The sequence below is a fragment of the Mesorhizobium sp. WSM4832 genome (assembly GCF_055811115.1).
In genome coordinates this window covers 146,444-166,123 of sequence record NZ_JBVVQH010000011.1, presented here as the reverse complement: position 1 = coordinate 166,123, position 19,680 = coordinate 146,444, and the positions used below count along the sequence as shown (strand labels likewise).

General features: G+C 63.5%; 24 protein-coding genes. 9 read left to right on the top strand and 15 right to left on the bottom strand.

The window, feature by feature from the left end; genetic code table 11:
* Window positions 1-10 precede the first annotated feature (10 nt).
* Window positions 11-1,249, bottom strand: coding sequence for an MFS transporter (locus AC0L2L_RS17515; protein WP_473579822.1), 1,239 nt, complete (start codon window positions 1,247-1,249; stop codon window positions 11-13).
* Between the two features lie 111 nt (window positions 1,250-1,360).
* On the opposite strand from AC0L2L_RS17515, the gene AC0L2L_RS17510 reads away from it, so the two are divergent.
* The gene (locus tag AC0L2L_RS17510; RefSeq protein WP_473579821.1) at window positions 1,361-2,206 is read left to right on the top strand and encodes an AraC family transcriptional regulator; all 846 of its coding nucleotides are present in this window, start codon (window positions 1,361-1,363) and stop codon (window positions 2,204-2,206) included.
* A 122-nt stretch (window positions 2,207-2,328) separates the two neighbouring features.
* A complete protein-coding gene (locus AC0L2L_RS17505; protein WP_473579820.1) occupies window positions 2,329-2,880 on the top strand; it encodes a dihydrofolate reductase family protein in 552 nt (183 codons plus the stop codon).
* On the opposite strand, the gene AC0L2L_RS17500 is transcribed toward AC0L2L_RS17505, so the two are convergent.
* The 7 genes from AC0L2L_RS17500 to AC0L2L_RS17470 all read right to left on the bottom strand — a co-directional run bounded on the left by AC0L2L_RS17500 (window position 2,881) and on the right by AC0L2L_RS17470 (window position 8,959).
* Window positions 2,881-3,816: a ribose-phosphate pyrophosphokinase gene (locus AC0L2L_RS17500; RefSeq protein WP_473579819.1), complete on the bottom strand. Its 936-nt coding sequence runs from the start codon at window positions 3,814-3,816 to the stop codon at window positions 2,881-2,883. It abuts the gene before it with no gap.
* Between the two features lie 189 nt (window positions 3,817-4,005).
* Window positions 4,006-4,620: a hypothetical protein gene (locus tag AC0L2L_RS17495; RefSeq protein WP_473579818.1), complete on the bottom strand. Its 615-nt coding sequence runs from the start codon at window positions 4,618-4,620 to the stop codon at window positions 4,006-4,008.
* Between the two features lie 55 nt (window positions 4,621-4,675).
* Window positions 4,676-5,827, bottom strand: coding sequence for a M24 family metallopeptidase (locus AC0L2L_RS17490; RefSeq protein WP_027169943.1), 1,152 nt, complete (start codon window positions 5,825-5,827; stop codon window positions 4,676-4,678).
* Window positions 5,827-6,615 (bottom strand): peptidoglycan editing factor PgeF, encoded by a 789-nt coding sequence (pgeF, locus tag AC0L2L_RS17485; RefSeq protein ID WP_473579817.1) that lies wholly within the window; start codon window positions 6,613-6,615, stop codon window positions 5,827-5,829. Before pgeF ends, AC0L2L_RS17490 begins: the two co-directional genes overlap by 1 nt.
* A gap of 88 nt (window positions 6,616-6,703) precedes the next feature.
* The gene (locus AC0L2L_RS17480) at window positions 6,704-7,771 is read right to left on the bottom strand and encodes a class I SAM-dependent methyltransferase (RefSeq protein ID WP_473579816.1); all 1,068 of its coding nucleotides are present in this window, start codon (window positions 7,769-7,771) and stop codon (window positions 6,704-6,706) included.
* The gene (gene lgt / locus AC0L2L_RS17475) at window positions 7,768-8,622 is read right to left on the bottom strand and encodes a prolipoprotein diacylglyceryl transferase (RefSeq protein ID WP_473579815.1); all 855 of its coding nucleotides are present in this window, start codon (window positions 8,620-8,622) and stop codon (window positions 7,768-7,770) included. The genes AC0L2L_RS17480 and lgt overlap by 4 nt, the downstream gene beginning before the upstream one ends.
* Window positions 8,623-8,719: 97 nt before the next feature.
* On the bottom strand, window positions 8,720-8,959 hold the full coding sequence (locus AC0L2L_RS17470) for a BrnA antitoxin family protein (RefSeq protein ID WP_473579813.1): 240 nt from the start codon (window positions 8,957-8,959) through the stop codon (window positions 8,720-8,722).
* A 209-nt stretch (window positions 8,960-9,168) separates the two neighbouring features.
* Here AC0L2L_RS17470 and AC0L2L_RS17465 point away from each other — a divergent pair, with 209 nt between their 5' ends.
* The 3 genes from AC0L2L_RS17465 to AC0L2L_RS17455 all read left to right on the top strand — a co-directional run bounded on the left by AC0L2L_RS17465 (window position 9,169) and on the right by AC0L2L_RS17455 (window position 10,666).
* Window positions 9,169-9,471 (top strand): accessory factor UbiK family protein, encoded by a 303-nt coding sequence (locus tag AC0L2L_RS17465; RefSeq protein ID WP_027169938.1) that lies wholly within the window; start codon window positions 9,169-9,171, stop codon window positions 9,469-9,471.
* Window positions 9,472-9,788: 317 nt separating this feature from the next.
* Complete coding sequence (locus AC0L2L_RS17460; protein ID WP_040989643.1) at window positions 9,789-10,289, top strand: type III secretion system chaperone family protein; 501 nt, start codon at window positions 9,789-9,791, stop codon at window positions 10,287-10,289.
* A 17-nt stretch (window positions 10,290-10,306) separates the two neighbouring features.
* A complete protein-coding gene (locus AC0L2L_RS17455; RefSeq protein WP_027169936.1) occupies window positions 10,307-10,666 on the top strand; it encodes a tRNA-binding protein in 360 nt (119 codons plus the stop codon).
* Window positions 10,667-10,980: 314 nt separating this feature from the next.
* On the opposite strand, the gene AC0L2L_RS17450 is transcribed toward AC0L2L_RS17455, so the two are convergent.
* The 4 genes from AC0L2L_RS17450 to AC0L2L_RS17435 form a co-directional block, all read right to left on the bottom strand.
* The gene (locus AC0L2L_RS17450) at window positions 10,981-12,003 is read right to left on the bottom strand and encodes a glycosyltransferase family 4 protein (protein WP_473579861.1); all 1,023 of its coding nucleotides are present in this window, start codon (window positions 12,001-12,003) and stop codon (window positions 10,981-10,983) included.
* A gap of 245 nt (window positions 12,004-12,248) precedes the next feature.
* On the bottom strand, window positions 12,249-13,664 hold the full coding sequence (locus AC0L2L_RS17445; RefSeq protein WP_473579812.1) for an ATP-binding protein: 1,416 nt from the start codon (window positions 13,662-13,664) through the stop codon (window positions 12,249-12,251).
* Between the two features lie 52 nt (window positions 13,665-13,716).
* Window positions 13,717-14,436: a response regulator gene (locus AC0L2L_RS17440; protein WP_140827952.1), complete on the bottom strand. Its 720-nt coding sequence runs from the start codon at window positions 14,434-14,436 to the stop codon at window positions 13,717-13,719.
* Window positions 14,423-14,953 carry a MarR family winged helix-turn-helix transcriptional regulator gene (locus tag AC0L2L_RS17435; protein WP_473579811.1) on the bottom strand — a complete coding sequence of 177 codons (531 nt, stop codon included), beginning with the start codon at window positions 14,951-14,953 and terminating at the stop codon, window positions 14,423-14,425. The genes AC0L2L_RS17440 and AC0L2L_RS17435 overlap by 14 nt, the downstream gene beginning before the upstream one ends.
* Window positions 14,954-15,210: 257 nt before the next feature.
* On the opposite strand from AC0L2L_RS17435, the gene AC0L2L_RS17430 reads away from it, so the two are divergent.
* From AC0L2L_RS17430 to AC0L2L_RS17420, 3 genes are all read left to right on the top strand, one after another.
* A complete protein-coding gene (locus AC0L2L_RS17430) occupies window positions 15,211-16,104 on the top strand; it encodes a branched-chain amino acid aminotransferase (protein WP_473579810.1) in 894 nt (297 codons plus the stop codon).
* Window positions 16,105-16,250: 146 nt separating this feature from the next.
* Complete coding sequence (locus AC0L2L_RS17425) at window positions 16,251-16,568, top strand: hypothetical protein (RefSeq protein WP_027169930.1); 318 nt, start codon at window positions 16,251-16,253, stop codon at window positions 16,566-16,568.
* 151 nt (window positions 16,569-16,719) lie between these two features.
* A complete protein-coding gene (locus AC0L2L_RS17420; RefSeq protein WP_473579809.1) occupies window positions 16,720-17,358 on the top strand; it encodes an MBL fold metallo-hydrolase in 639 nt (212 codons plus the stop codon).
* 114 nt (window positions 17,359-17,472) lie between these two features.
* Here AC0L2L_RS17420 and AC0L2L_RS17415 read toward each other — a convergent pair whose 3' ends face one another.
* From AC0L2L_RS17415 to AC0L2L_RS17405, 3 genes are all read right to left on the bottom strand, one after another.
* On the bottom strand, window positions 17,473-17,886 hold the full coding sequence (locus tag AC0L2L_RS17415; RefSeq protein ID WP_027169928.1) for a BA14K family protein: 414 nt from the start codon (window positions 17,884-17,886) through the stop codon (window positions 17,473-17,475).
* A gap of 197 nt (window positions 17,887-18,083) precedes the next feature.
* A complete protein-coding gene (locus AC0L2L_RS17410; protein WP_006202521.1) occupies window positions 18,084-18,296 on the bottom strand; it encodes a cold-shock protein in 213 nt (70 codons plus the stop codon).
* 237 nt (window positions 18,297-18,533) lie between these two features.
* On the bottom strand, window positions 18,534-18,746 hold the full coding sequence (locus tag AC0L2L_RS17405; protein WP_006202520.1) for a cold-shock protein: 213 nt from the start codon (window positions 18,744-18,746) through the stop codon (window positions 18,534-18,536).
* Window positions 18,747-19,181: 435 nt separating this feature from the next.
* Here AC0L2L_RS17405 and AC0L2L_RS17400 point away from each other — a divergent pair, with 435 nt between their 5' ends.
* On the top strand, window positions 19,182-19,574 hold the full coding sequence (locus AC0L2L_RS17400; protein ID WP_473579808.1) for a Kazal-type serine protease inhibitor domain-containing protein: 393 nt from the start codon (window positions 19,182-19,184) through the stop codon (window positions 19,572-19,574).
* Window positions 19,575-19,680: the final 106 nt, after the last annotated feature.

The following is a 19,680-nucleotide window of genomic DNA, read 5'->3' as shown; positions in this document are numbered from 1 at the left end:
GCTCAGAGACCTAGGCGGCCGCCGCTTTCCTTGCTTCCCTCATGTTGGGCAGGAATACCGTCAGCAATCCGAGGAACGGCAGGTACGAGCAGATCTGGAAGACGAAGTCGATGCCCTTCATGTCGGCGACGACGCCGAGCACCGCGGCCGCGATGCCGCCGACGCCAAAGGCGAAGCCGAAGAAGATGCCGGCGATCAGGCCGACGCGGCCCGGCACCAGCTCCTGCGCGAAGACGACGATGTTGGAGAAGGCCGACGACAGGATGAGGCCGATCAGCACGGTCAGCACCATCGTCCATTCCAGATTGGCGTAGGGAAGCGCCAGCGTGAAGGGCAGCACGCCGACGATCGAGAACCAGATCATCGCCTTCTGGCCGTAGCGGTCGCCGAACGGGCCGCCGAGCAGGATGCCGAGCGCCGAGGCGCCGAGGAACAGGAACAGCATCACTTGGCTCATCTGCACCGAAACCCCGAACTTATGCATGGCGTAGAAGGTGTAGTAGCTGGAAAGCGATGCGATATAGGCGTTCTTGGTCAGCACCAGCAGCGTCAGCACGGTCAATGCCCACATGACCTTCTTGCGCGCGAAGGGCGACACGTGGGCAGCCTGCTTGCGGGTGGCCATCGAGGCGCGCAGCCGGCTGTACCAGCCGCCCACCCGCCACAGCACGACGATGCCGATCAGCGAGCCGACGGTGAACCACGAGATGCTGGTCTGCCCGAACGGCACGACGATGAAGGCGGCGAGCAGCGGGCCCATCGCCTGGCCGAAATTGCCGCCGACCTGGAACAGCGACTGTGCCAGGCCGAAGCGGCCGCCCGAGGCGAAGCGGGCGATGCGCGAGGATTCCGGATGGAAGATCGCCGAGCCGATGCCGATCAGCGAGGCGCCGATCAGGAGCAGCCAGTAGTGGCCGGCGTGAGCGAGCACCACCAGGCCGACCAGCGACGAGGCCATGCCCCAAGGCAAGGAGTAGGGCATCGGCCGCTTGTCGGTGATCATGCCGATCACCGGCTGCAGCAACGAGGCCGTCACCTGGAAGGTGAAAGTCAAAAGGCCGATCTGCCAGAAATCGAGGCCGTAATTATCCTTGAGCAGCGGATAGATCGCCGAAAGCAGCGACTGCATGATGTCGTTGACGCAGTGGCAGAAGCTCACCGCAAGAATGACGGTGAAGGCCGTCGCTTGCGCCGAGATGTTGCTTGCCGGCGCCGGGGCGGCGACGGAGGTGGCGGTCGTATCAGTCAAGGCAATGCTCCGTAGACTTCTAGCGGCGAACCGCAGGCGGCCTTATAGGCCTGTTGCCAAGCGACTTCTTTCGTGGTTTGGTCCAATAGTTTCGCAAGTGGGCCACATCCGATGCCAAATAGCCGGGAGATATTCAGGGGCGACGCCGCCGAGCTCGGCCGGTTGCATGAAAGCCGCTGGCAATGGCTGGAACAGGCCGTCGGGCCGGCGGTCGCGCTGCCGACGGAGTATCCGGACGGCTATCACGTACCGCGGCATCGCCACAGCCGCAGCCAACTTTTGCATGCGCTGGTCGGCGTGGTCCTGGTGACGACGAGGCACGGGCGCTGGATGGTGCCGCCCGACCATGCGATGTGGATACCGGCCGGCACCGAGCATTCCGTCGAGATGCTGGGCGACGTTTCGATGCGCTCGGTCTATGTGATGCCAGGCGCCATTGCAGGCCTGCCGGAGGGCTTGCGCGTCGTCGGCATCACCGAGCTGATGCACAGCCTGATCGTCGAATCGGAGAAGCTGCCTCAGGGCGGCGAGTACGAAGGGCGCGCCGCGCTCGTCATGGGGCTTTTGCTGCACGAGATCCCGAACCTGCCGGAACGGCCGCTCGGCCTGCCTTTCCCGTCCGATCCGAAGCTCGCGGCGCTCTGCCGGCGCTTCGTGGCGGCCCCTTCGCCGCATGCTACGATCGACGAATGGGCGGATGCCGCGGGCATGAGCCGGCGGTCCTTCACCCGCGCCTTCCATCGCCAGACCGGGCTGTCGCTCTCGACCTGGCGCCAGCAGGCATGCCTGTTCGCGGCACTGCCCAGGCTTGCCGACGGCGAGCCGATCACCAGGGTGGCTCTCGATCTCGGCTATGACAGCGTGCCGGCCTTCATCACCATGTTCAAGCGCATGCTCGGCGCCTCGCCGCGCGGCTATATGCGCGGCGCGATGCCGGTAAAATCCCGCGCCGCATAGGTGGTCCGATCGCCGCGTGATGCGTCGGCTCCCGGTCAAAGGTTTCATTTGCCAGAATACTGATTGCAAATTGCAATCGGTTATGTTTCTCTTTCCGGAGAGGCAAAATCGGAGGAACGCTGGTGGCGACGATCGTCTATGCCATGCTGACATCGCTGGATGGCTACATTGCCGGGCCGAACGGAGACATTAACCTGCCGGTTCCCGAGGAAGAATTGCACCGGCATTTCAACGACGAGATGAGGCGGACGTCGATCGCGCTGTGCGGGCGCAGGATGTATGACGTCATGCGCTTTTGGGACAGCCCCGAACGGGAGATTGCCGCTGAAGACGTCGAGCGGGATTTTGCACGCGCCTGGCGGGAAACGCCGAAGATCGTGTTTTCAACCACACTTCAAGAAGTCGGGCCGAATGCTCGTCTGGTGAAGGGCGACGCGGAGGCGGTGGCAAGGTCGTTCAAGGCGGAAGCGGATGGCGAGATTTCCGTGTCCGGCGCCGAATTGGCCGCGCATCTTGCACGCGCGGGCCTGATCGACGAATACCGGCTCTATGTGCATCCGGTCGTGCTGGGCGGCGGCAAGTCGTATTTCCAGCCCGGCCTGTCACTGGCGTTGAAGCCGCTCGGCACGGAGCGCCTTGCACAAGGTGTCACGCTGCTGCGTTACGCGCGATAATCAGTCGAACAGGCTCGATACCGATTCTTCGGTTGCCGTGCGCGAGATCGCTTCGCCCATCAGGTCGGCGATCGAAATGACACGGATGTTCGGCGCGTCGAGCACGGCCTGGCTGGGCTGGATGGAATCGGTGATCACCAACTCCTGCAGCTTCGAGCCGGCGATACGGGCAACGGCGCCGCCGGAAAGCACGCCGTGGGTGATGTAGGCGGTGACGGAGGTCGCGCCGTTGGCCAGCAGCGCGTCGGCCGCATTGCAAAGCGTGCCGCCGGAATCGACGATGTCGTCGATCAACAGGCAATCCTTGCCGGCGACAGCGCCGATGATGTTCATGACTTCCGATTCACCGGGGCGTTCGCGGCGCTTGTCGACGATGGCGAGCTGGGCGTCGAAACGCTTGGCCAGCGCCCGCGCCCGCACCACGCCGCCGATATCAGGCGACACGACGACGACATTGCCGAGCTGCTTGTATTTGGCCTTCACGTCGCGGGCCATCACCGGCACCGAGAACAGATTGTCGGTCGGGATATCGAAGAAACCCTGGATCTGGCCGGCATGCAGGTCGAGCGTGAGTACGCGGTTGGCGCCGGCGCGGGTGATCATGTTGGCGACCAGCTTGGCCGAGATCGGCGTGCGCCCCGAGGCGCGGCGGTCCTGCCTGGCATAGCCGAAATAGGGGATAACCGCCGTGATGCGCTTGGCCGAGGAGCGCATGAAGGCGTCCATCATGATCAGCAGTTCCATCAGATGATCGTTGGTCGGATAAGAGGTCGACTGCAGGATGAAGACATCCTCGCCGCGCACGTTTTCCTGGATCTCGACGAAGATTTCCTGATCGGCGAAGCGCCTGACGCTGGCCTTACCCAGCGGGACGTTGAGATAGCGAGCGACCGCCTCGGCCAGCACCCGGTTGGAATTGCCCGCGAAAAGCTTCATGCACCGTTCCTGGTGAAGGATGGAGAGGCCGGAGAGACTCTCATATGCCTTTTATGCGGGCTTTTAGCGGCCCGCGCCGGTATTGCAAGCCTCGTTGTCGGGAATCCTTCCGGCGACCGCAACAAACGTCGAAAACATCGCAAACCGGCAACAGTTCGGCCGGCAACAGTCTGGCCGGCAACAGTTTTGTCACCCGGCGCCACCGCTGCCTAGCCAGGCGGCGAACTGGTCGATCGTCTGGTCGGCAATGGCCTGCATGGTCGCGGGCGTCACCGTGGGCCAACCCTCGCCGCTGCCGACCGCGGCCGCCTTCTGCTGGCCATTGATGCGATGCAGGCGGTTTCCGGACGGGTCGTAGATGTCCCAGACATAGATGACGGTGGTTTCCTTGCCCTCCGACATCGTCGAAAAATAGCCTTTCAGCACATGCGTCGCCGTCTGGTCCGTGCTGCCGACAAGCGTCAGGCCGCGCTGCCTGGCGCGGGTCTGCAGTTCCGCCGTCAAGGGCGCTGCAGCGTCCACGGACGCGCCGACGATCGGCGCCACCTGCAACCGTGTCTTGGCGAGGACGGCGGTCTTGGCGGGCGTGGCGGGTGTCGTGGACGACGGCGCCGTCGAAGGGGCCGGCGCGGTCGTGGTCGGGGATGTGGCGGTCGTCGATGTGCCCTGCGTGGCGGGCAAAGGCTGGGCCGAACTTGCCGGCGGAGTGATGGCGGAAGGTTCCAGAACGTCCTTGGCGTTGGTGCAAGCGCCAAGCGCCAGCGCCGCAAGCAATGACACGGTCGTCACCTGCGATCGTCTCATCTGCCTGAAAACTCCCTAGTGGCGAACGCCCCCGCGTGAACCAACCATCATGGATTCACTGCACGATCAAGTCGAGATCATGGCGCGACAGCGGCTTTGGCGCCGATTCCGTGGTGAGGTAGGTCCGGCCGAGCGTCATCGCGGTCTCGGTCTCGGAGTCCATGATGATCATATGCGCGAACAGCGTCATGCTGGGCGCGATCGGTTCCGGGTTGCCCTGGTAGAACATCGGCATGTCCATCCAGGACGGCGTGAAGCGGGCACCGACCGAGTAGCCGCAGGCGTTCAGCCGGTGCTTGGTCAGATTGTGCGCCTCGAGCGTGCGGGCATGCGCGTCGAAGACATCGCCGAAGGTGTTGCCCGGCGTCATCGCCTTTTCGACCGCGAGCAGGGCGGCACGGGCGGCATCGAACAGCTCCTGGTGTCGTTTCGACGCCTTGCCGGTCAAAACGGTGCGCATCATCGGGGCATGATAGTGGTGGAAGACGCCGGCCCACTCCAGCGTCAGCTGATCGTTCTTGGTGAGCTTGCGCCGGCCGGCCTTGTAGCGGCACAGCAGGGCATCGGCGCCTGAGCCGATGATGTACTCGTTGGCGGGATAGTCGCCGCCGCCGGCAAAGACCGCGCCCTGCATGGCGGCGAGGATGAGCCCTTCGTCGCCTCCCTGCTTGATCAGCGGCAAGGCGGCGTCCAGCGCGTCGTCGGAAAGATTGGCTGCCTTTTCCGCCTTGGCGACCTCGGCGGGGCTCTTGAACAGGCGCAGCCGGCCGACGATGCCGGATGCATCGGCGATCTGGCCGAAGGTCTGCAACTGCTCGTCCAGGCGCCGGCCGTTGTAGGCGGTCAGGCCATGGGTGTCATACTCGACGCCGATGCGGGCGCCGAGCAGATCAAGGTCGTTGAGCAGATTGCGCAGCTCGATCGCCGGATTGGCGCCCTGGCGATCGGTCCACAGCACGATGTTTTCGATGGTCGAGGTATGGCGCGCCTGCCTCAGATCGGCGGAACGGGTGAGCAGCACCATCGAGCCGTCGGCCTTCACCACAAGGCACTGGAAGAAGCAGAAGCCGAACGTGTCGTAGCCGGTCAGCCAGTACATGCTCTCCTGCGCGAACAGGAGCACGGCGTCGAGCTTCTTTTCGGCCATTTCGATCAGCAGCCGGTCGCGCCGCGCGTCGAATTCCGAACGTTCGAAATGCAGCGCCATTACTCTTTCTCCAGGACAATTGCCGAAACCTGGCGCCCGTAATCCGCTTCCTTGCGGTGTGTGGTGCGCCGGTAGGAATAGAAAAGATCTTCTTCCGCGTAAGTGCAGCGGCCAAGGCCTTCGGCGGTCACGCCGGCCTTGCGCAGCCGGTCGACCGTATATTGGTTGAGGTCGAACATCGAGTGGCCGTCAGTCTTCGATGGTCTGAAATAGCGCGCGTTGCCCATATCGGCCTCAATGAAGCGGGCGACGAATTCCGGCCCGACCTCGTAATTGTCGGGCCCGATGGAGGGACCAAGCACGGCGACGATGCGCTCACGGCTGGCGCCGAGGCCCTCCATCGCGGCGACAGTGTTTTCGAGCACGCCGGTGAAAGCGCCTTTCCAGCCGGCATGGGCGGCACCGATGATGCGGGCCTGGGCATCGGCGAAGAGGACCGGCCCGCAATCGGCTGTCGAGGCCCCGATGGCGATGCCCGCACGGTCGGTGACGATGGCATCGGCCCTCGGGCGAGGGCCCGCGAAGGCTTCCCTGGCGATGACCACGTCCGGCGAGTGGATCTGGTGCGCGGTCAGCAGATGGTCGGCTGCGACGCCCATCCAGTCGGCGACGCGTCGCCGGTTCTCGGCCACCAATGTTTGGTCGTCGCTGGAGCCCGTGCCGATGTTCAGTCCCCGATAGATGCCACCGGAGACACCGCCGATGCGGGTGAAATAGCCGTGACGGATGCCTTGCGCCTTTTCAAGGAGCGGCGAGCGTACAGGATCGGGCCTGGTCTGATTCAGCATGGTTGGGTTTGTCGTCCGTGCGGGGCGGCTTCGTCAAGGCGAAGTTGGGACGGCGGAGAGGGCCAGGCCGCAGGACCGCCCGCCTGGCTCAGGCGGCTCCCGCCGCCGGCAGGACCTTCATCACCTTGAACAGCTCGCCCATCGCCTCTGGGCCGGCCAGGCGTTCAACCGCGTCCGAAATGGCTTGACGGGCCTTGGCATCAGCATCGGCGCCGAGCGTGCCGGCGCGCTCGAGCAGGCCCATGCCGAGCAGGAATTCGCCCTGCGTCGTCATCTCGACATCGAGCCCGACGGAGCGGGCTGCCGCGGCAAGGGCGGCGAAATCGACATGGGACGTGATATCGGCCTCGCCGGGATTGGCCAGCACGTCTTCGTGTTCGTGTCGGCGCAAGGCCTGCAGCGTGTCGCCGATGCCTGGCTGCAAATGGCCATAATCGATGAAAAGGCCCGCGCCGCCTGGCGTGCCGATACGCTCGGCGATCGCCGCCATCAATGCCGCGCGTGCGGGGGCCACCTCGGCGATGGCGCCTTCAGGCGCGTCTGAGGCATTGTCGGGCAGCAGCGTGGGATCGAGCGAGCCCGCGCCCGCGAAGAAGCGCAGGTCGTCATTGTCGTCGAGGCCGACCATGCGTTCGCGCCAGCTTTCGCCAAGATGCACGAACTGCCGGATCGGCACGGCGTCGAACAGTTCGTTGCCGACGATGAACAGCGGCTGTCGTGCCAGCGTGTCGACGGTCTGGTGCCAGGCAAGCTTTGCGTCCTGGCCGGCAAGCGTCTCTCTCTGGATTTCGGCAAGGCGCGGGCTGGTCTCGATCAAGGCGAACGAGGCGTTGCCGGCGAGGGCAGGATCGAGCCGCGACCAGGTGCGCAGCATATCCTTCATCAGCGTGCCGCGGCCCGGTCCGATCTCGGCAAAGGTCGCGGGCAGGGGCCGGCCGGCGCCCTGCCACGCCTGGTAAAGCCAGACGCCGACAAGCTCGCCGAACATCTGGTTGATCTCGGGCGCGGTGATGAAGTCGCCGGCGGCGCCGAAGGGCTCGCGCGTCATGTAATAGCCGTCGTCGGGATCGAACAGGCAAAGCGCCATATATTCGCTGACCGGTATCGGCCCCGTCGCGCCGATCAGGCTTATGATGCGCTGCTTCAGCCGGCTCATGCCGCCAGCGATTGCGGCGCCGGCTTCGCCGTCGCCATGGCCCAGATGCCGGCCAGCACCATCGGCGTGGACAGGATCATGCCCATGGTCAGCCAGTTGGTCCCGAGGAGATAGCCGAGCTGCTGGTCGGGCTCGCGGAAGAACTCGACGAAGATGCGCGACAGGCCATAGCCGCAGATGAAGGCGCCGCCGACGAAGCGCGGGGTCTTCAGCTTGAGCCGCGAATGGGTCAGGAAACGCAGCACCAGGAAGAGCACGAGGCCTTCGAGCACGGCCTCGTAGAGCTGGCTGGGGTGGCGGGTGAACGGCCCGCCATTGGGGAATTCAATTGCCCAGGGCACATCGGTCGGCCGGCCCCAAAGCTCGGAATTGATGAAGTTGGCGACACGCACAAGACCGAGACCGACCGGCACACCAGCCGAGACCACGTCGAACAGCGTCCAGGTGTGAATGCCGCGCTTGAGCGAAAACAGCGTCATGGCGAGGATGACGCCGAGCAGGCCGCCATGGAACGACATGCCGCCCTGCCAGACGGCGACGATGTCGAGCGGATGCGCGATGTAGCGCGGCAGGTCGTAGAACAGCACGTAGCCGGTGCGGCCGCCGAGCACGACGCCGATCGCCGCCCAGACGATGAAGTCGTCGAGGTCCTCGGGCTTCATCGGCAGATTGCCGTCCGGCCAGAGGCGAGGGTTGGTGACCAGCCGCTTGGCGTACCACCAGGCAAAGAGAATGCCGACGATGTAGCCGATGCCGTACCAGTGCACCGCCAGCGGCCCGATGTTGACGATGACCGGATCGATGTTGGGGAAGGGCAGCGAGGCCAGCGGCAGCAGGAAATATTCGCTCAAACTGGGGTCTCCCCGGTGACGGTCACGATTGGGCGCGGACCATGCGGCAGGGTTTTGGCGGGGTCAAGGCAAGGTGGGCACCGTACAGGCGGGGAGCTCAATCCTGAGGCTTGGTGGCTATCATCTGCCGCAACGCGTCGTTGATCCTGTCCTGCCAGCCGGGACCATCTTCCTGGAAATGATCCAGCACGGCCCGGTCGATCCTGATCGAAACAAGCTCACGGACATTCGGGGCGGCAGCGGGTTCGCGAATTGGGGCCGCTGGTTTTTTGGCCGGCTTGAAGGCGGCTTCTGCGGCGGCCATCGGATTTATCGGTCGGCGCGGGGGCGTTGCCATTGGTTGACCTTGAAGAGTGCTGAAGCGATACGCAACACAATAGGCGAATTGGCGTCTTCAAGTACAGCTTGGGGCGATTTGAAAGCTTTGCGCAGGCAAGGCATGGCACAGCCGTGCGCCATAGCAACGCAGAGGAAGCTTCAACCCTTAACGTTCTTGCATTCCGCGCCGCGCGCCACTACGTCAAAACGACAAAGCGAGGATCTGCCATGTCGACCGGACCGAACCGCGTTCTCGATGAATTCGCCAAGCTGATGACCGATGCAGCAGGTGCCGCGCAAGGCGTGCGGCGCGAGGTGGAGACGGCGTTTCGGGCGCAGGCCGAGCGCATGCTGAATTCCATGGATGTGGTGCAGCGCGAAGAATTCGAGGCCGTGCGCGAGATGGCGGTCAAGGCGAGGGAAGACAATATCCAGCTGGCGACGCGCGTCGAGGCGCTCGAGGCCAGGCTCGCCGAACTGACCGGACAGGCCGCACCTGCGGGTGCTGCGAAGCCCCGCGCGAAAAAATAATTATTAAACTTTTCCACATAGCGCGATCCGAAAAATCGCTTTGCCGTGAATCGCTTACCGGCATTGCATGAATCTTTGTGACAGCGACCTTTCCACATGCTTATGACGCAGTGCGAAAAATTGGGCTGTTCACGCGACTCCCGATCAATAGACTGAATTTGTTGCATGATTCGAAGCAGGGTCATGCGCCGGGCGGTGGGGTCCGGTCTGGGGTCTCTGCGTTTGAGAAGTTCCTGGCCGTCCGAGTTCTAGACAAGATTGTTCGTCGTGTGTGCCCCGCGGAGCGCGTGGCGCTCCCCTGAACACAGGAAGCATCCATGGAACTTCTCGAACTCGAATTCTCCCGCGAAATCCACCCGGTGGATGTCATCGAGCAGGTGGCCCACAACAACGACTGGTCCTTCGAGCGTGCCGGCGACGACGAGATTTCCATTTCGGTGGCCGGCAGTTGGACCGACTATCACGTCTCCTTTTCCTGGATGGAGGATTTCGAGGCGCTGCACCTGGCCTGTGCCTTCGACATCAAGGTGCCGGAGACGCGGGCGCTGGAAGTGATGCGGCTCTTGTCGCTCATCAACGAGCAGATGCTGTTCGGCCATTTCGATCTTTGGGAGCAGGAAGGCGCGATCATGTTCCGGCAGTCGCTGCTGCTTGCCGGCGGGGTCGAGCCATCGAGCCAGCAGGTCGAGGTGCTTTTGTCCTCGGCGCTCGAAGCCTGCGAATGCTATTTCCAGGCCTTCCAGTTCGTCGTCTGGTCGGGTACATCGGCCAAGGACGCGCTGTCCAGCGTGCTCTTTGAGACCCACGGAAACGCCTGAACCAAGCCGATATACCGATGAGTTCCAGCAGCGAGCGCAAGCCCGAGATCAGCTTTGCCGATTTCGACCGTGTCGACATCCGTGCCGGCACGATCGTCGAGGCCGAGCCGTTTCCGGAGGCGCGCAAGCCGGCGTTCAAGCTGAAGATCGATTTCGGTCCGGCCATCGGGATCAAGAAGTCGTCGGCGCAGATCACCAAATACTACGCGCCGGAAACGCTGATCGGCCGGCAGGTCTTCGCGGTGGTCAACTTCCCGCCGCGCCAGATCGGTCCGTTCATGTCGGAAGTGCTGACGCTCGGCTTTCCCGATGAAGAAGGCGCCGTGGTGCTCGGCGCCATCGAGCGCAAGGTGCCGGACGGCGGGAGGCTGTTCTAGGCTGGATCGCCGACAGCCATGTCGGGTCGCGGGATCGCAGTGCTTTCGTCATCCACGGGCGGAGCGGGAGCGTAGCGGACGCGTAGACCCGAGGATCCATGCCGTTACCTCGGCGGAAGATTTGCGGCGGCCCAGAACAGCGCGGCTATTTTTACCTGACCATTGAGAAGTCGCCCACCGAGAACGAGCGATCGCGTCGCCGGCTCAATTCTGCAAATTCTCCACCGCAGCAAACGCTCGCAGGTCACGGAATGGATCCTCGGTTCTGCGCGCGGCTTCGCCGCCGCTTCGCCCGTGGATGACGAAGGGGAGGGTCAGGCCGCCAACTTCCGCGTCCTGCCCAGCGCTTCGTCGACCGCGTCGAGGAACATTTCGGCGCAAGCTTGCCAACTGTAGCGCATGGCGCGTTCGCGGGCCTCGGCGCGATCGACGTGAAGCGCCTTCGTTGCTGCCTCGGCCAGATCTTGCGACACAGCTCCGCCGACGCCATCGCCGACAATGTCGATCGGCCCGGTTACCGGAAAGGCGGCGACGGGTGTTCCGCTGGCCAGCGCCTCGATGATGACGTTGCCGAAAGTATCGGTGCGGCTCGGGAAGACGAAGACGTCGGCCGACGCGTAGATCTCGGCCAGCTCGTCGTTCGGACGGTGGCCGAGGAAATGCGCGTTGGGATAGCGCGCCTTGAGTTTTGCCAGTTCCGGTCCTTCGCCGACGATAACCTTGCTGCCGGGCAGGTCGAGGTCGAGGAAGGCGGTGAGGTTCTTTTCGATCGCGACGCGGCCGACGCACAGGAAAACCGGGCGGGCAAATTCGGTTTCCTTGCGTCTGTCCGGCCGGAAATGGTCGGTGTCGACGCCGCGCGTCCAGGGTCTCAGCTTGTTGAACCCGCGTGCCGCGAGATCGTCCGCCAGCGATTGTGTCGCCACCAGCGTGCCCTGTCCGGAATTATGGAAGTCGCGCAGCCAGTTGTAGGCCCAGCTCTCCGGCACCGGCAGGCGGGCGCTGAGATATTCGGGAAAGCGCGTGTGGTAACTGGTGGTGAAGGGACGGCCGATCCTGCGGCAATGGCGGCGCGCCATGATGCCGAGCGGACCCTCGGTGACGATGTGGATATGGTCGGCCTTGGCGGCCTCGATCAGGCGCCCGACATGGCCCGGTGTCGTCAGCGCAAGCCGGATGTCGGGATAGGTCGGCATCGGCAAGGTGCGAAAGAGGTTGGGCGTCAGGAAATCGAGCTCGACGTCGAAGGGTTTCAGCGCCTCGGTGAGGCGCTCCAGCGTGTGCACCACGCCATTGACCTGCGGCCGCCAGGCGTCGGTGACCATCAGGATGCGCATGGCGATCCCGATGCGCATGACGGCCCTTTGCCGCAATAATTCCGGAACGGCAACCAGGCAGCGGTCCGCGCCTCGCTCCAGCGCACCCGGGCAGGCGCGGGATCGAAGCGGGGCGGCAGGGCCGAATCAACAGAGGTCGCGCGCTTCATGCGCGCTCTTGACCATGATTTCATGACGGGCGGATGAAGCTGCTTTTTGATTGAGCATGAATCTTATCCGAACCGAAGGCTCGGATCATGCTCCGACTATGCTGGTACTTTGATCACGGCGCGCAGGCCGCCGAGCGGGCTGTCCTCGAGACTGATGTCGCCGCCATGGCTGCGGGCGATGTCGCGGGCGATCGACAGGCCGAGCCCGGTGCCGCTGGCATCGAGGTTGCGCGCCTCGTCGAGCCGCAGGAACGGCTTGAACACCTCTTCACGCTTGTCGGCAGCGATGCCCGGGCCGTCATCGTCGATGGTGACGGTGAGTGAGCCGCGACCGTGATTGGCGTGGACCTCGACCGTCTTGGCGTAGCGAAAAGCGTTGCCGATGACATTGGACAGGAGCCTGGCGAAAGCGTTTGGCCGCACATGCACGGCCGGATCGCCGGTCAGTGTCGTCGTGAGTTTGCAGCCGCGCAGTTGCGCTTCCTCGCCGAGCTTCTGGAGATAGGTCTTGAGATCGAAACGGCCGGTGTCCTCCGCGGCCTCGCCACGGGCAAAGGAGAGATAGCCTTCCAGCATCGACTGCATGTCGTCGATGTCCTGGTTGAGCGCGGCCTTGGTCTCGGACTTGCCGCCGGCCAGCGCCAGCTGCAGCTTGAAGCGGGTGAGGATGGTCCTCAGGTCGTGGCTGACGCCGGTCAGCATGGCGGTCCGCTGCTCGATCTGGCGCTCGATACGCTCGCGCATCTGGATGAAGGCGAAGCCGGCGCGGCGGACTTCCTCGGCGCCACGCGGGCGGAAATCGCGCGGCATCGGCCGGCCCTTGCCGAAACTCTCGGCGGCCTCGGCGAGCGTCAGGATCGGCCTGATCTGGTTGCGCAGGAAGGGGATGGCGATCATCAACAGCACCAGCGAGGTGCCGACCATCCAGATCAGGAAGATGTGGGTGTTGGAGGCATAAGCCTGGCTGCGCCGCACGAAGACGCGTAGCACCTTGCCTTCAAGCTGGACGCGGACCTCGACGACGTTGGAATTGCCGACCGTGTCGATCCAGAACGGACGGTTGATCTGCTTTGTGATCTCCGACGATAAGGCCTCGTCGAGGATCGAGAAGAACGGTTTCGGGCCAGGCGGCGGCAGCGGGTCGGGCGGCAAAAGGTCGACCTTCAACTGCATGCGGTCCTGGGCGATGCGGATGATGTTGGCGTAGTCGGCGTCGTGCGGATAGGTCTCCATCATGTCGATGACGGCCGCTATGTCCGAGATGGTCGCCTGCGACAGGCGCTGGGTGACCGTCTGCCAGTGGCGCTCCATGAAGACGAAGGCGACGACCGACTGCAAAAGGATCATCGGCGCGATGACGATGATCAGCGAGCGGGCGTAGAGCCGCTTCGGCATGTAGAGCGCGACCAGGCGCCAGAACCGGTTCCAGGCGCGCGGCATCGCCCTCAGCGTGCGCATCGCGAGTACGCCGAAGCCGCCGTCCTTGCGCTTTTCCAGTTGCGTGGTCGCCATTCGCCCTTCCGCTCGTCGATGGCCTGTTCAGCAAAGGGCCTTCGACGCTAACTTATTCCACGCTGAGCCGATACCCAATACCGCGCACCGTCTGCAGCCACACCGGATTGGACGGATCGCGCTCGATCTTGCGGCGCAGCCGGTTGATCTGGACATCGATGGTGCGCTCGCCGACATCCGATTCATCGCCCACCAGTTCATGGCGCGGTATGGTCTCGCCAGCCCGAGCCGCGAAGATCGCCAGGATCTCCTGCTCGCGGTCGGTCAGCTTAAGCGCCTCGCCGCCGCGCTTCAATTCGCGCTTGGCGATCTGGAACGTGTAGGGTCCGAACACCAACTGCTCTACCTTCGGCGTCGCCGCCGGGCCGCCACGGCGCAGGATGTTGTTGATGCGCAGAATCAGTTCGCGCGGGTCGAACGGTTTTGGCAGGTAGTCATCGGCGCCGGCCTCCAGCCCGGTAATGCGGCTGTCGGTCTCGGACAGCGCCGTCAGCATCAGGATCGGCACGTTCTTGTCGGCCCGCAGCGCCTTGGTGAGGTCGACGCCGGTTTCGCCCGGCATCATGACATCGAGCACCAGAAGGTCGAAGTCGAGGCCGGCGAGCTTGCGCCGGGCCTCGCCGGAATTGCCGGCGACCGTGACGCGAAAACCGTTCTCGGACAGATACTGCTTGAGCAGGTTGCGGATACGCGTGTCGTCGTCGACAACCAGAAGATGCGGCGCGTCATCGTCGGGCGCGGCCGGATGATCAACCTTCTCAATGGTCTCCATGGTTCTTCCTCGATGTTTGCGCAGGCACAATGTCGATCTGCGCCCTTAGTTCCGGATTGACCATCGCTTCCAGGAATCGCTCGATCGTGGCGCGTTCGGTGGTTCCGGAGTCTTCCAATGCCGCACGGATGCGGCGCGACTGTGGCCGTGCCAGAGCCAGGGCCAGGGCGCGGCCCTTGGCGGTCGGGTAGAGTTCGCGCTGCCGGCGGTCGCGCGGACCCTGCACCTGGACGATATGGTCGGTGTCGATCAGCTGCTTCAAAACCCGCGCAAGGCTCTGCTTGGTGATCTTCAGCACATCGAGCAGTTCGGCGACGGTAAGGCCCGGCCTGCGGTTGACGAAGTGCAGCACACGATGATGGGCGCGGCCGAAGCCGTAATCGGCGAGGATCTGGTCCGGGTCGGAGGTAAAGTCGCGATAGGCGAAGAAAAACAGTTCGATGATGGCGAAATCGATGCCGTCCTCATCGGTGATGGCCGTCCTGATCGGTTTTCCGGCTGCGGGGCTCGTCATCATTTCTCCATGCGAGGCGGAATTATGTCAGTACTATTGACGTAATTTCCGGGCAATGATAATTTTTGACAAGCTTTTCGGCGGATTGCGAACGAAAAGGCAAGAGGAAGCCTTTTTTCCGGAACTTCCTGAGTTTGCCACGGATTGAATATCCGCCTACGCTTTCAAGTACTGGCCAGCGTTTCGGGTCCCGTGGCGGGACCGGCGCGAAAGGCCATATGACATAACGATTTGCGGGCGCCCGCCCGCGGGAGGTTTCCATGGCATCCGTTCCTTTCGATCAATTGGACGGCTTCATCTGGATGAACGGCGAGTTCGTCAAATGGGCCGACGCCAAGGTCCATGTGCTGACACATGGCCTGCACTATGCCAGCGCCGTCTTCGAGGGCGAGCGCGCCTATGGCGGCCAGATCTTCAAGCTGACCGAGCATAATGAGCGCCTGCATGAATCGGCGCGCCTGCTCGGTTTCAAGATTCCCTATCCGGTCGCCGAGATCGACGAGGCCTGCCGCACGCTGCTGAAGAAGCAGGGTTTTCAGGACGCCTATGTGCGTCCGATCGCCTGGCGCGGCAGCGAGCAGATGGGCGTCTCGGCGCAGAACAACCGCATCAACTGCGCTATCGCCATCTGGCAGTGGCCGAGCTATTTCGACCCGGCGCAGAAGCTCAAGGGCATCCGCCTCGATGTCGCCGAATGGCGCCGGCCCGATCCGCGCACCGCGCCGTCCAAGTCGAAGGCCGCCGGCCTCTACATGATCTGCACGCTGTCCAAGCATGCCGCCGAGGCCAAGGGCTATGCCGACGCCATGATGCTGGATTGGCGCGGCCAGGTGGCGGAAGCCACGGGCGCCAATATCTTCTTCGTCAAGGACGGCAAGATCCATACGCCGACGCCCGACTGCTTCCTCGACGGCATAACCCGCCGCACGGTGATCGGCCTGGCGAAGGACCGCGGTTTCGAAGTGGTCGAGCGCATCATCATGCCGGAGGAGCTCGAAGGTTTCGAGCAGTGTTTCCTCACCGGCACCGCAGCCGAGGTCACGCCGGTTTCGGAGATTGGGCCATACCGATTCGAGGTCGGCGAGATCGCCAAGACGTTGATGAATGACTATTCCGCTGCGGTGCAACCAAAGCACGCCATCGCCGCAGAATAGCGATAGTCACAGCTTTTTTGTGCAATAGGGGCGGTTTTCCAGCCGCCCCTTTTATTTAAGCGCTCGCGCATTTGACTTTCGAACAATTCGGCGTCTCATGATGGCGTCGGCCCGAGGAGGCTGGCGGCTATGGAGGGACTAGGTACATGGATACGAACACGCTTGTTGCGATCGTTATTCAGGTGATTACGGGTGTTATCGGCGGTCAGGCAGTCGGCGCGGCGCTGAAAACGGCGGCGTTGGGCCAGCTTCCTAAAATCCTCGGCGGCGCCATCGGCGGCGTCGGCGGCGCGGCCATCCTGGGCAGCCTGCTCGGCGGCGGTACGGTCGATCCGGCGGCTGCTGCGGCGGCAGCGGGCGGATTGGGCAGCGCGTTGAACATCCCAAACATCGTCGGCGGCGCCGGCGGCGGCGCCATCCTGACCGCCATCATCGGCGCGGTGATGGGCGCGATGAAGAAATAGGCCCAGATATCCCCTTCGGGCCATCGCATGGGCGGCTCCGGCCGCCCATTTCTTTTCGAGGTTTATTCGCTCCGGTCGACGGTGGACGCGGCTCGCCATGGCCTCTAAATCAGGGGCCTCTACATCAGGGCGGCATCTCGAAAGGAAAGCCATGGGTCAGCTCAATGCCGGCATCGTGCCGGTCACGCCCTTCCAGCAGAATTGCACCATTCTCTTCGACATGGACGACAAGAACGGCGTCGTCGTCGATCCCGGCGGCGATGTCGACAAGATACTGTCCGCGCTGAAGGACAATGCCATCGACGCCGGCGCAATCTGGATCACGCACGGCCATATCGACCATGCCGGCGGCGCGATGGAGCTGAAGGAGGCGCTGGGCATCGACATTATCGGCCCGCACGCGGCCGACAAGATGTTGCTCGACAATCTCGAGAACCAGGGCAGGCGCTATGGCATTTCGGGCGTGCGCAACTGCGTGCCGGACCGTTTCCTCACCGAAGGCGAGACGGTGTCGTTCGGCAATCATCAATTCGAGGTGCTGCATTGCCCGGGGCACGCGCCGGGCCACGTCGTCTATTTCAACCGGGCAGCGAAATTCGCGCATGTCGGCGACGTGCTGTTCCGCGGCTCGGTCGGGCGCACCGATCTGCCTGGCGGCGACCATGCCGCGCTGATCGCATCGATCAAGGACAAGCTTCTGCCGCTTGGCGACGATATCGGTTTCATCTGCGGCCATGGCCCGGGCAGCCGTTTTGGCGACGAGCGGCGGACCAATCCCTTTCTGACCTGACCTTGCAAGCAAAAGAAAAGCGCCGCTGGAGGCGCTTTTCTTGGGCAGGGAACCCAGCCGGATGGAAGGCTACGGCGAAGGCGCCGAACCTGGCCGTTTCACTGTTTGCTGCGGTCAGTTGGCGACGCAGAAATGCTGATCGCCGTCATTGCCGGTGAAGGTGCCGGTTCGGGAATTGAAGCTGCGGTAGCGATCCGAGCAATACTCGTACCAGGCCCGGGTCCATGGCTCGGCATAGCGGTCGGCGTAAACGACGCGCGGCTGCTGCACGTAGTAGCGACGCACCGGCCGGTCGACATAGTAGCCGTCATCATAGGCCGGGTCGTAATATCTCGGGCCGGGGTTGCTGAGCGCGCTGCCGATCAGGGCGCCTGCCGCGAGGCCGACAACGCCGGCTGCGAGGGCGTCGCCGCCGCGATCACGATGATGGTGCCACCGCCAGTCATCGGCATTGGCGGCCGAGAAGGTGGCCAAAGTGGTCGCGGCAATGCCTGCGGTCAGGATGGCGGTCTTGAGAAAACGGTTCATTTTCGGTCTCCTTCGCACCGGTCCGCGCATTTTTCAGGGGATGCGGACCGGCTTTAGCAAAGGTTAATAGAGGACCGTGGCTGAACGGAGGCTGAACAGAAATCGGCATGACCGATTTTTCGAGGCCAGGGCACAATCCATTCAGGGCGGGAGATGGCCCGCCTCAACAGCCTCCGTCGGATCCGTCGTGAGCCGGCTTAGCCGATTGACAGATTGACGGCCTTCGGACCCTTGCCGCGCTTGTCAGGCTCGGTGTCGAATGTGACTTTCTGCCCATCCTCAAGACCGGGAAGGCCCGACGCCTGCACAGCCGAGATGTGGACGAAGACATCCTTCGCGCCATCATCGGGCGTGATGAAGCCGAAGCCTTTGGCATGGTTGAAGAATTTGACGGTGCCGGTCTGCGGCATGGGAAACTCCTTTGGTCCCATCAAGTCAAGTCTCGGGCCGGCAAACTGCCCGAAAGGAAATTTGTCCTTTATTTTAGCGCTATCGGCAAGAGAAAGTTTTCGCCTGCCGATCCAAGCATTTGCGTGCAAAAAAGGCGCGACGAAACCGTCGCGCCTTCGCAATTTCGGGCCTGTCGAGAAGCCTGTTCATCATCCTGCCGCATCATTGCATCCGCAAGGACTGGCCGGTTGCGTCGATCAGGCGGCGCGCAGGTTGACCGCCTTCGGGCCTTTGCCCATGCGGTCCGGTTCGACGTCGAAGGTAACCTTCTGGCCGTCGACCAGCGTGCGCAGGCCGGAAGCCTCGATCGCGGAGATGTGGACGAACACGTCCTTGGCGCCGCCATCGGGCGTAATGAAGCCGAAGCCTTTGGTGGCATTGAAGAACTTTACGGTGCCGGTCTGGGCCATTGGGGAAACTCCTTCACCCGTCAGTCTTGTGGTTTGCCCGCTGCCTAGCGCCTCAGGCAATTCCCGGTGGTTGCTTCGGCGGTCATGCATTTGCGCATGGTCAAACCCCCCGCCGAAAAACGGGGCTGTCAGAGATTCACACTTGTCGGGGAAAGGTCGTCCAAAACGTTCCGCTCTCCGGGTCGCAAATGCCCGAACGGGGAAATTTATTACACGGAAACGTGATGGTTGCAAGACAGCGGTCGCGGAAGGCCCGCGGCTCGTCCAACGCAGGGTCTCGATAGACCCGGCCTCATCACCGGTCATCGGCCAGAGACGGGCCAAGCATGGGCCAGCGAAGGCATTCGAATGCGGGCATTCAGCCTTTGCGTTTGCCGCGGAGGATGCAAGGATATCGCGAGCCGGCATCGTGGCGCCGGGACGGAGGAGGGACACATGCGATTTCTTGCGATCTCCCGGCAGGGCCTTGTCATTTTCATCCTGTCCGCGCTGCTGGCGGCCTGTACCGTCGTCGTCGACGATGGGCCGGGCCCGCGCCCGCCCAGGCCGCGTCCACAGCTCTGCACCATGCAATACCAGCCGGTCTGCGCCCGGCGCGACGGCGACCGCCAGACCTTCGCCAATGCCTGCCTGGCCGAAAGGGAAGGCTACCGCATCGTGCGGGACGGTCCTTGCCGCGGCGGCGGTGGCGGCGGCGGCGAACAAACCTTCTGCATGCGCGAATACGCGCCGGTCTGCGCCAGGCGCAACGGGCAAGTGCGCACTTTCCCGAATGCATGCGAGGCCCGCGCAGCGGACTATCGCATCGTTGGCGACGGGCCCTGTTAGAGGAGACTGCTGGATCCGTCTCCGCAGGCGGAGATGGACATAGCAGCGCGCGTGGCGACGCTTAGCCTTGAATCTCTTGCCCGCATGGCTTAGGTCCGGCGGACCA

Bases quoted from the DNA above. Each gene is read 5' to 3' on its own strand.
- AC0L2L_RS17430 (WP_473579810.1), top strand. From the start codon at position 15,211: ATGGCATCCGTTCCTTTCGATCAATTGGACGGCTTCATCTGGATGAAC.
- AC0L2L_RS17440 (WP_140827952.1), bottom strand. From the start codon at position 14,436: ATGGAGACCATTGAGAAGGTTGATCATCCGGCCGCGCCCGACGATGAC.
- AC0L2L_RS17500 (WP_473579819.1), bottom strand. From the start codon at position 3,816: ATGAAGCTTTTCGCGGGCAATTCCAACCGGGTGCTGGCCGAGGCGGTC.
- AC0L2L_RS17400 (WP_473579808.1), top strand. From the start codon at position 19,182: ATGCGATTTCTTGCGATCTCCCGGCAGGGCCTTGTCATTTTCATCCTG.
- AC0L2L_RS17435 (WP_473579811.1), bottom strand. From the start codon at position 14,953: ATGATGACGAGCCCCGCAGCCGGAAAACCGATCAGGACGGCCATCACC.
- AC0L2L_RS17460 (WP_040989643.1), top strand. From the start codon at position 9,789: ATGGAACTTCTCGAACTCGAATTCTCCCGCGAAATCCACCCGGTGGAT.
- AC0L2L_RS17465 (WP_027169938.1), top strand. From the start codon at position 9,169: ATGTCGACCGGACCGAACCGCGTTCTCGATGAATTCGCCAAGCTGATG.
- AC0L2L_RS17445 (WP_473579812.1), bottom strand. From the start codon at position 13,664: ATGGCGACCACGCAACTGGAAAAGCGCAAGGACGGCGGCTTCGGCGTA.
- AC0L2L_RS17510 (WP_473579821.1), top strand. From the start codon at position 1,361: ATGCCAAATAGCCGGGAGATATTCAGGGGCGACGCCGCCGAGCTCGGC.
- AC0L2L_RS17495 (WP_473579818.1), bottom strand. From the start codon at position 4,620: ATGAGACGATCGCAGGTGACGACCGTGTCATTGCTTGCGGCGCTGGCG.
- AC0L2L_RS17410 (WP_006202521.1), bottom strand. From the start codon at position 18,296: ATGCCGCAGACCGGCACCGTCAAATTCTTCAACCATGCCAAAGGCTTC.
- AC0L2L_RS17490 (WP_027169943.1), bottom strand. From the start codon at position 5,827: ATGGCGCTGCATTTCGAACGTTCGGAATTCGACGCGCGGCGCGACCGG.
- AC0L2L_RS17420 (WP_473579809.1), top strand. From the start codon at position 16,720: ATGGGTCAGCTCAATGCCGGCATCGTGCCGGTCACGCCCTTCCAGCAG.
- AC0L2L_RS17425 (WP_027169930.1), top strand. From the start codon at position 16,251: ATGGATACGAACACGCTTGTTGCGATCGTTATTCAGGTGATTACGGGT.
- AC0L2L_RS17455 (WP_027169936.1), top strand. From the start codon at position 10,307: ATGAGTTCCAGCAGCGAGCGCAAGCCCGAGATCAGCTTTGCCGATTTC.
- AC0L2L_RS17450 (WP_473579861.1), bottom strand. From the start codon at position 12,003: ATGCGCATCCTGATGGTCACCGACGCCTGGCGGCCGCAGGTCAATGGC.
- AC0L2L_RS17415 (WP_027169928.1), bottom strand. From the start codon at position 17,886: ATGAACCGTTTTCTCAAGACCGCCATCCTGACCGCAGGCATTGCCGCG.
- AC0L2L_RS17470 (WP_473579813.1), bottom strand. From the start codon at position 8,959: ATGGCAACGCCCCCGCGCCGACCGATAAATCCGATGGCCGCCGCAGAA.
- AC0L2L_RS17480 (WP_473579816.1), bottom strand. From the start codon at position 7,771: ATGAGCCGGCTGAAGCAGCGCATCATAAGCCTGATCGGCGCGACGGGG.
- AC0L2L_RS17405 (WP_006202520.1), bottom strand. From the start codon at position 18,746: ATGGCCCAGACCGGCACCGTAAAGTTCTTCAATGCCACCAAAGGCTTC.
- pgeF (WP_473579817.1), bottom strand. From the start codon at position 6,615: ATGCTGAATCAGACCAGGCCCGATCCTGTACGCTCGCCGCTCCTTGAA.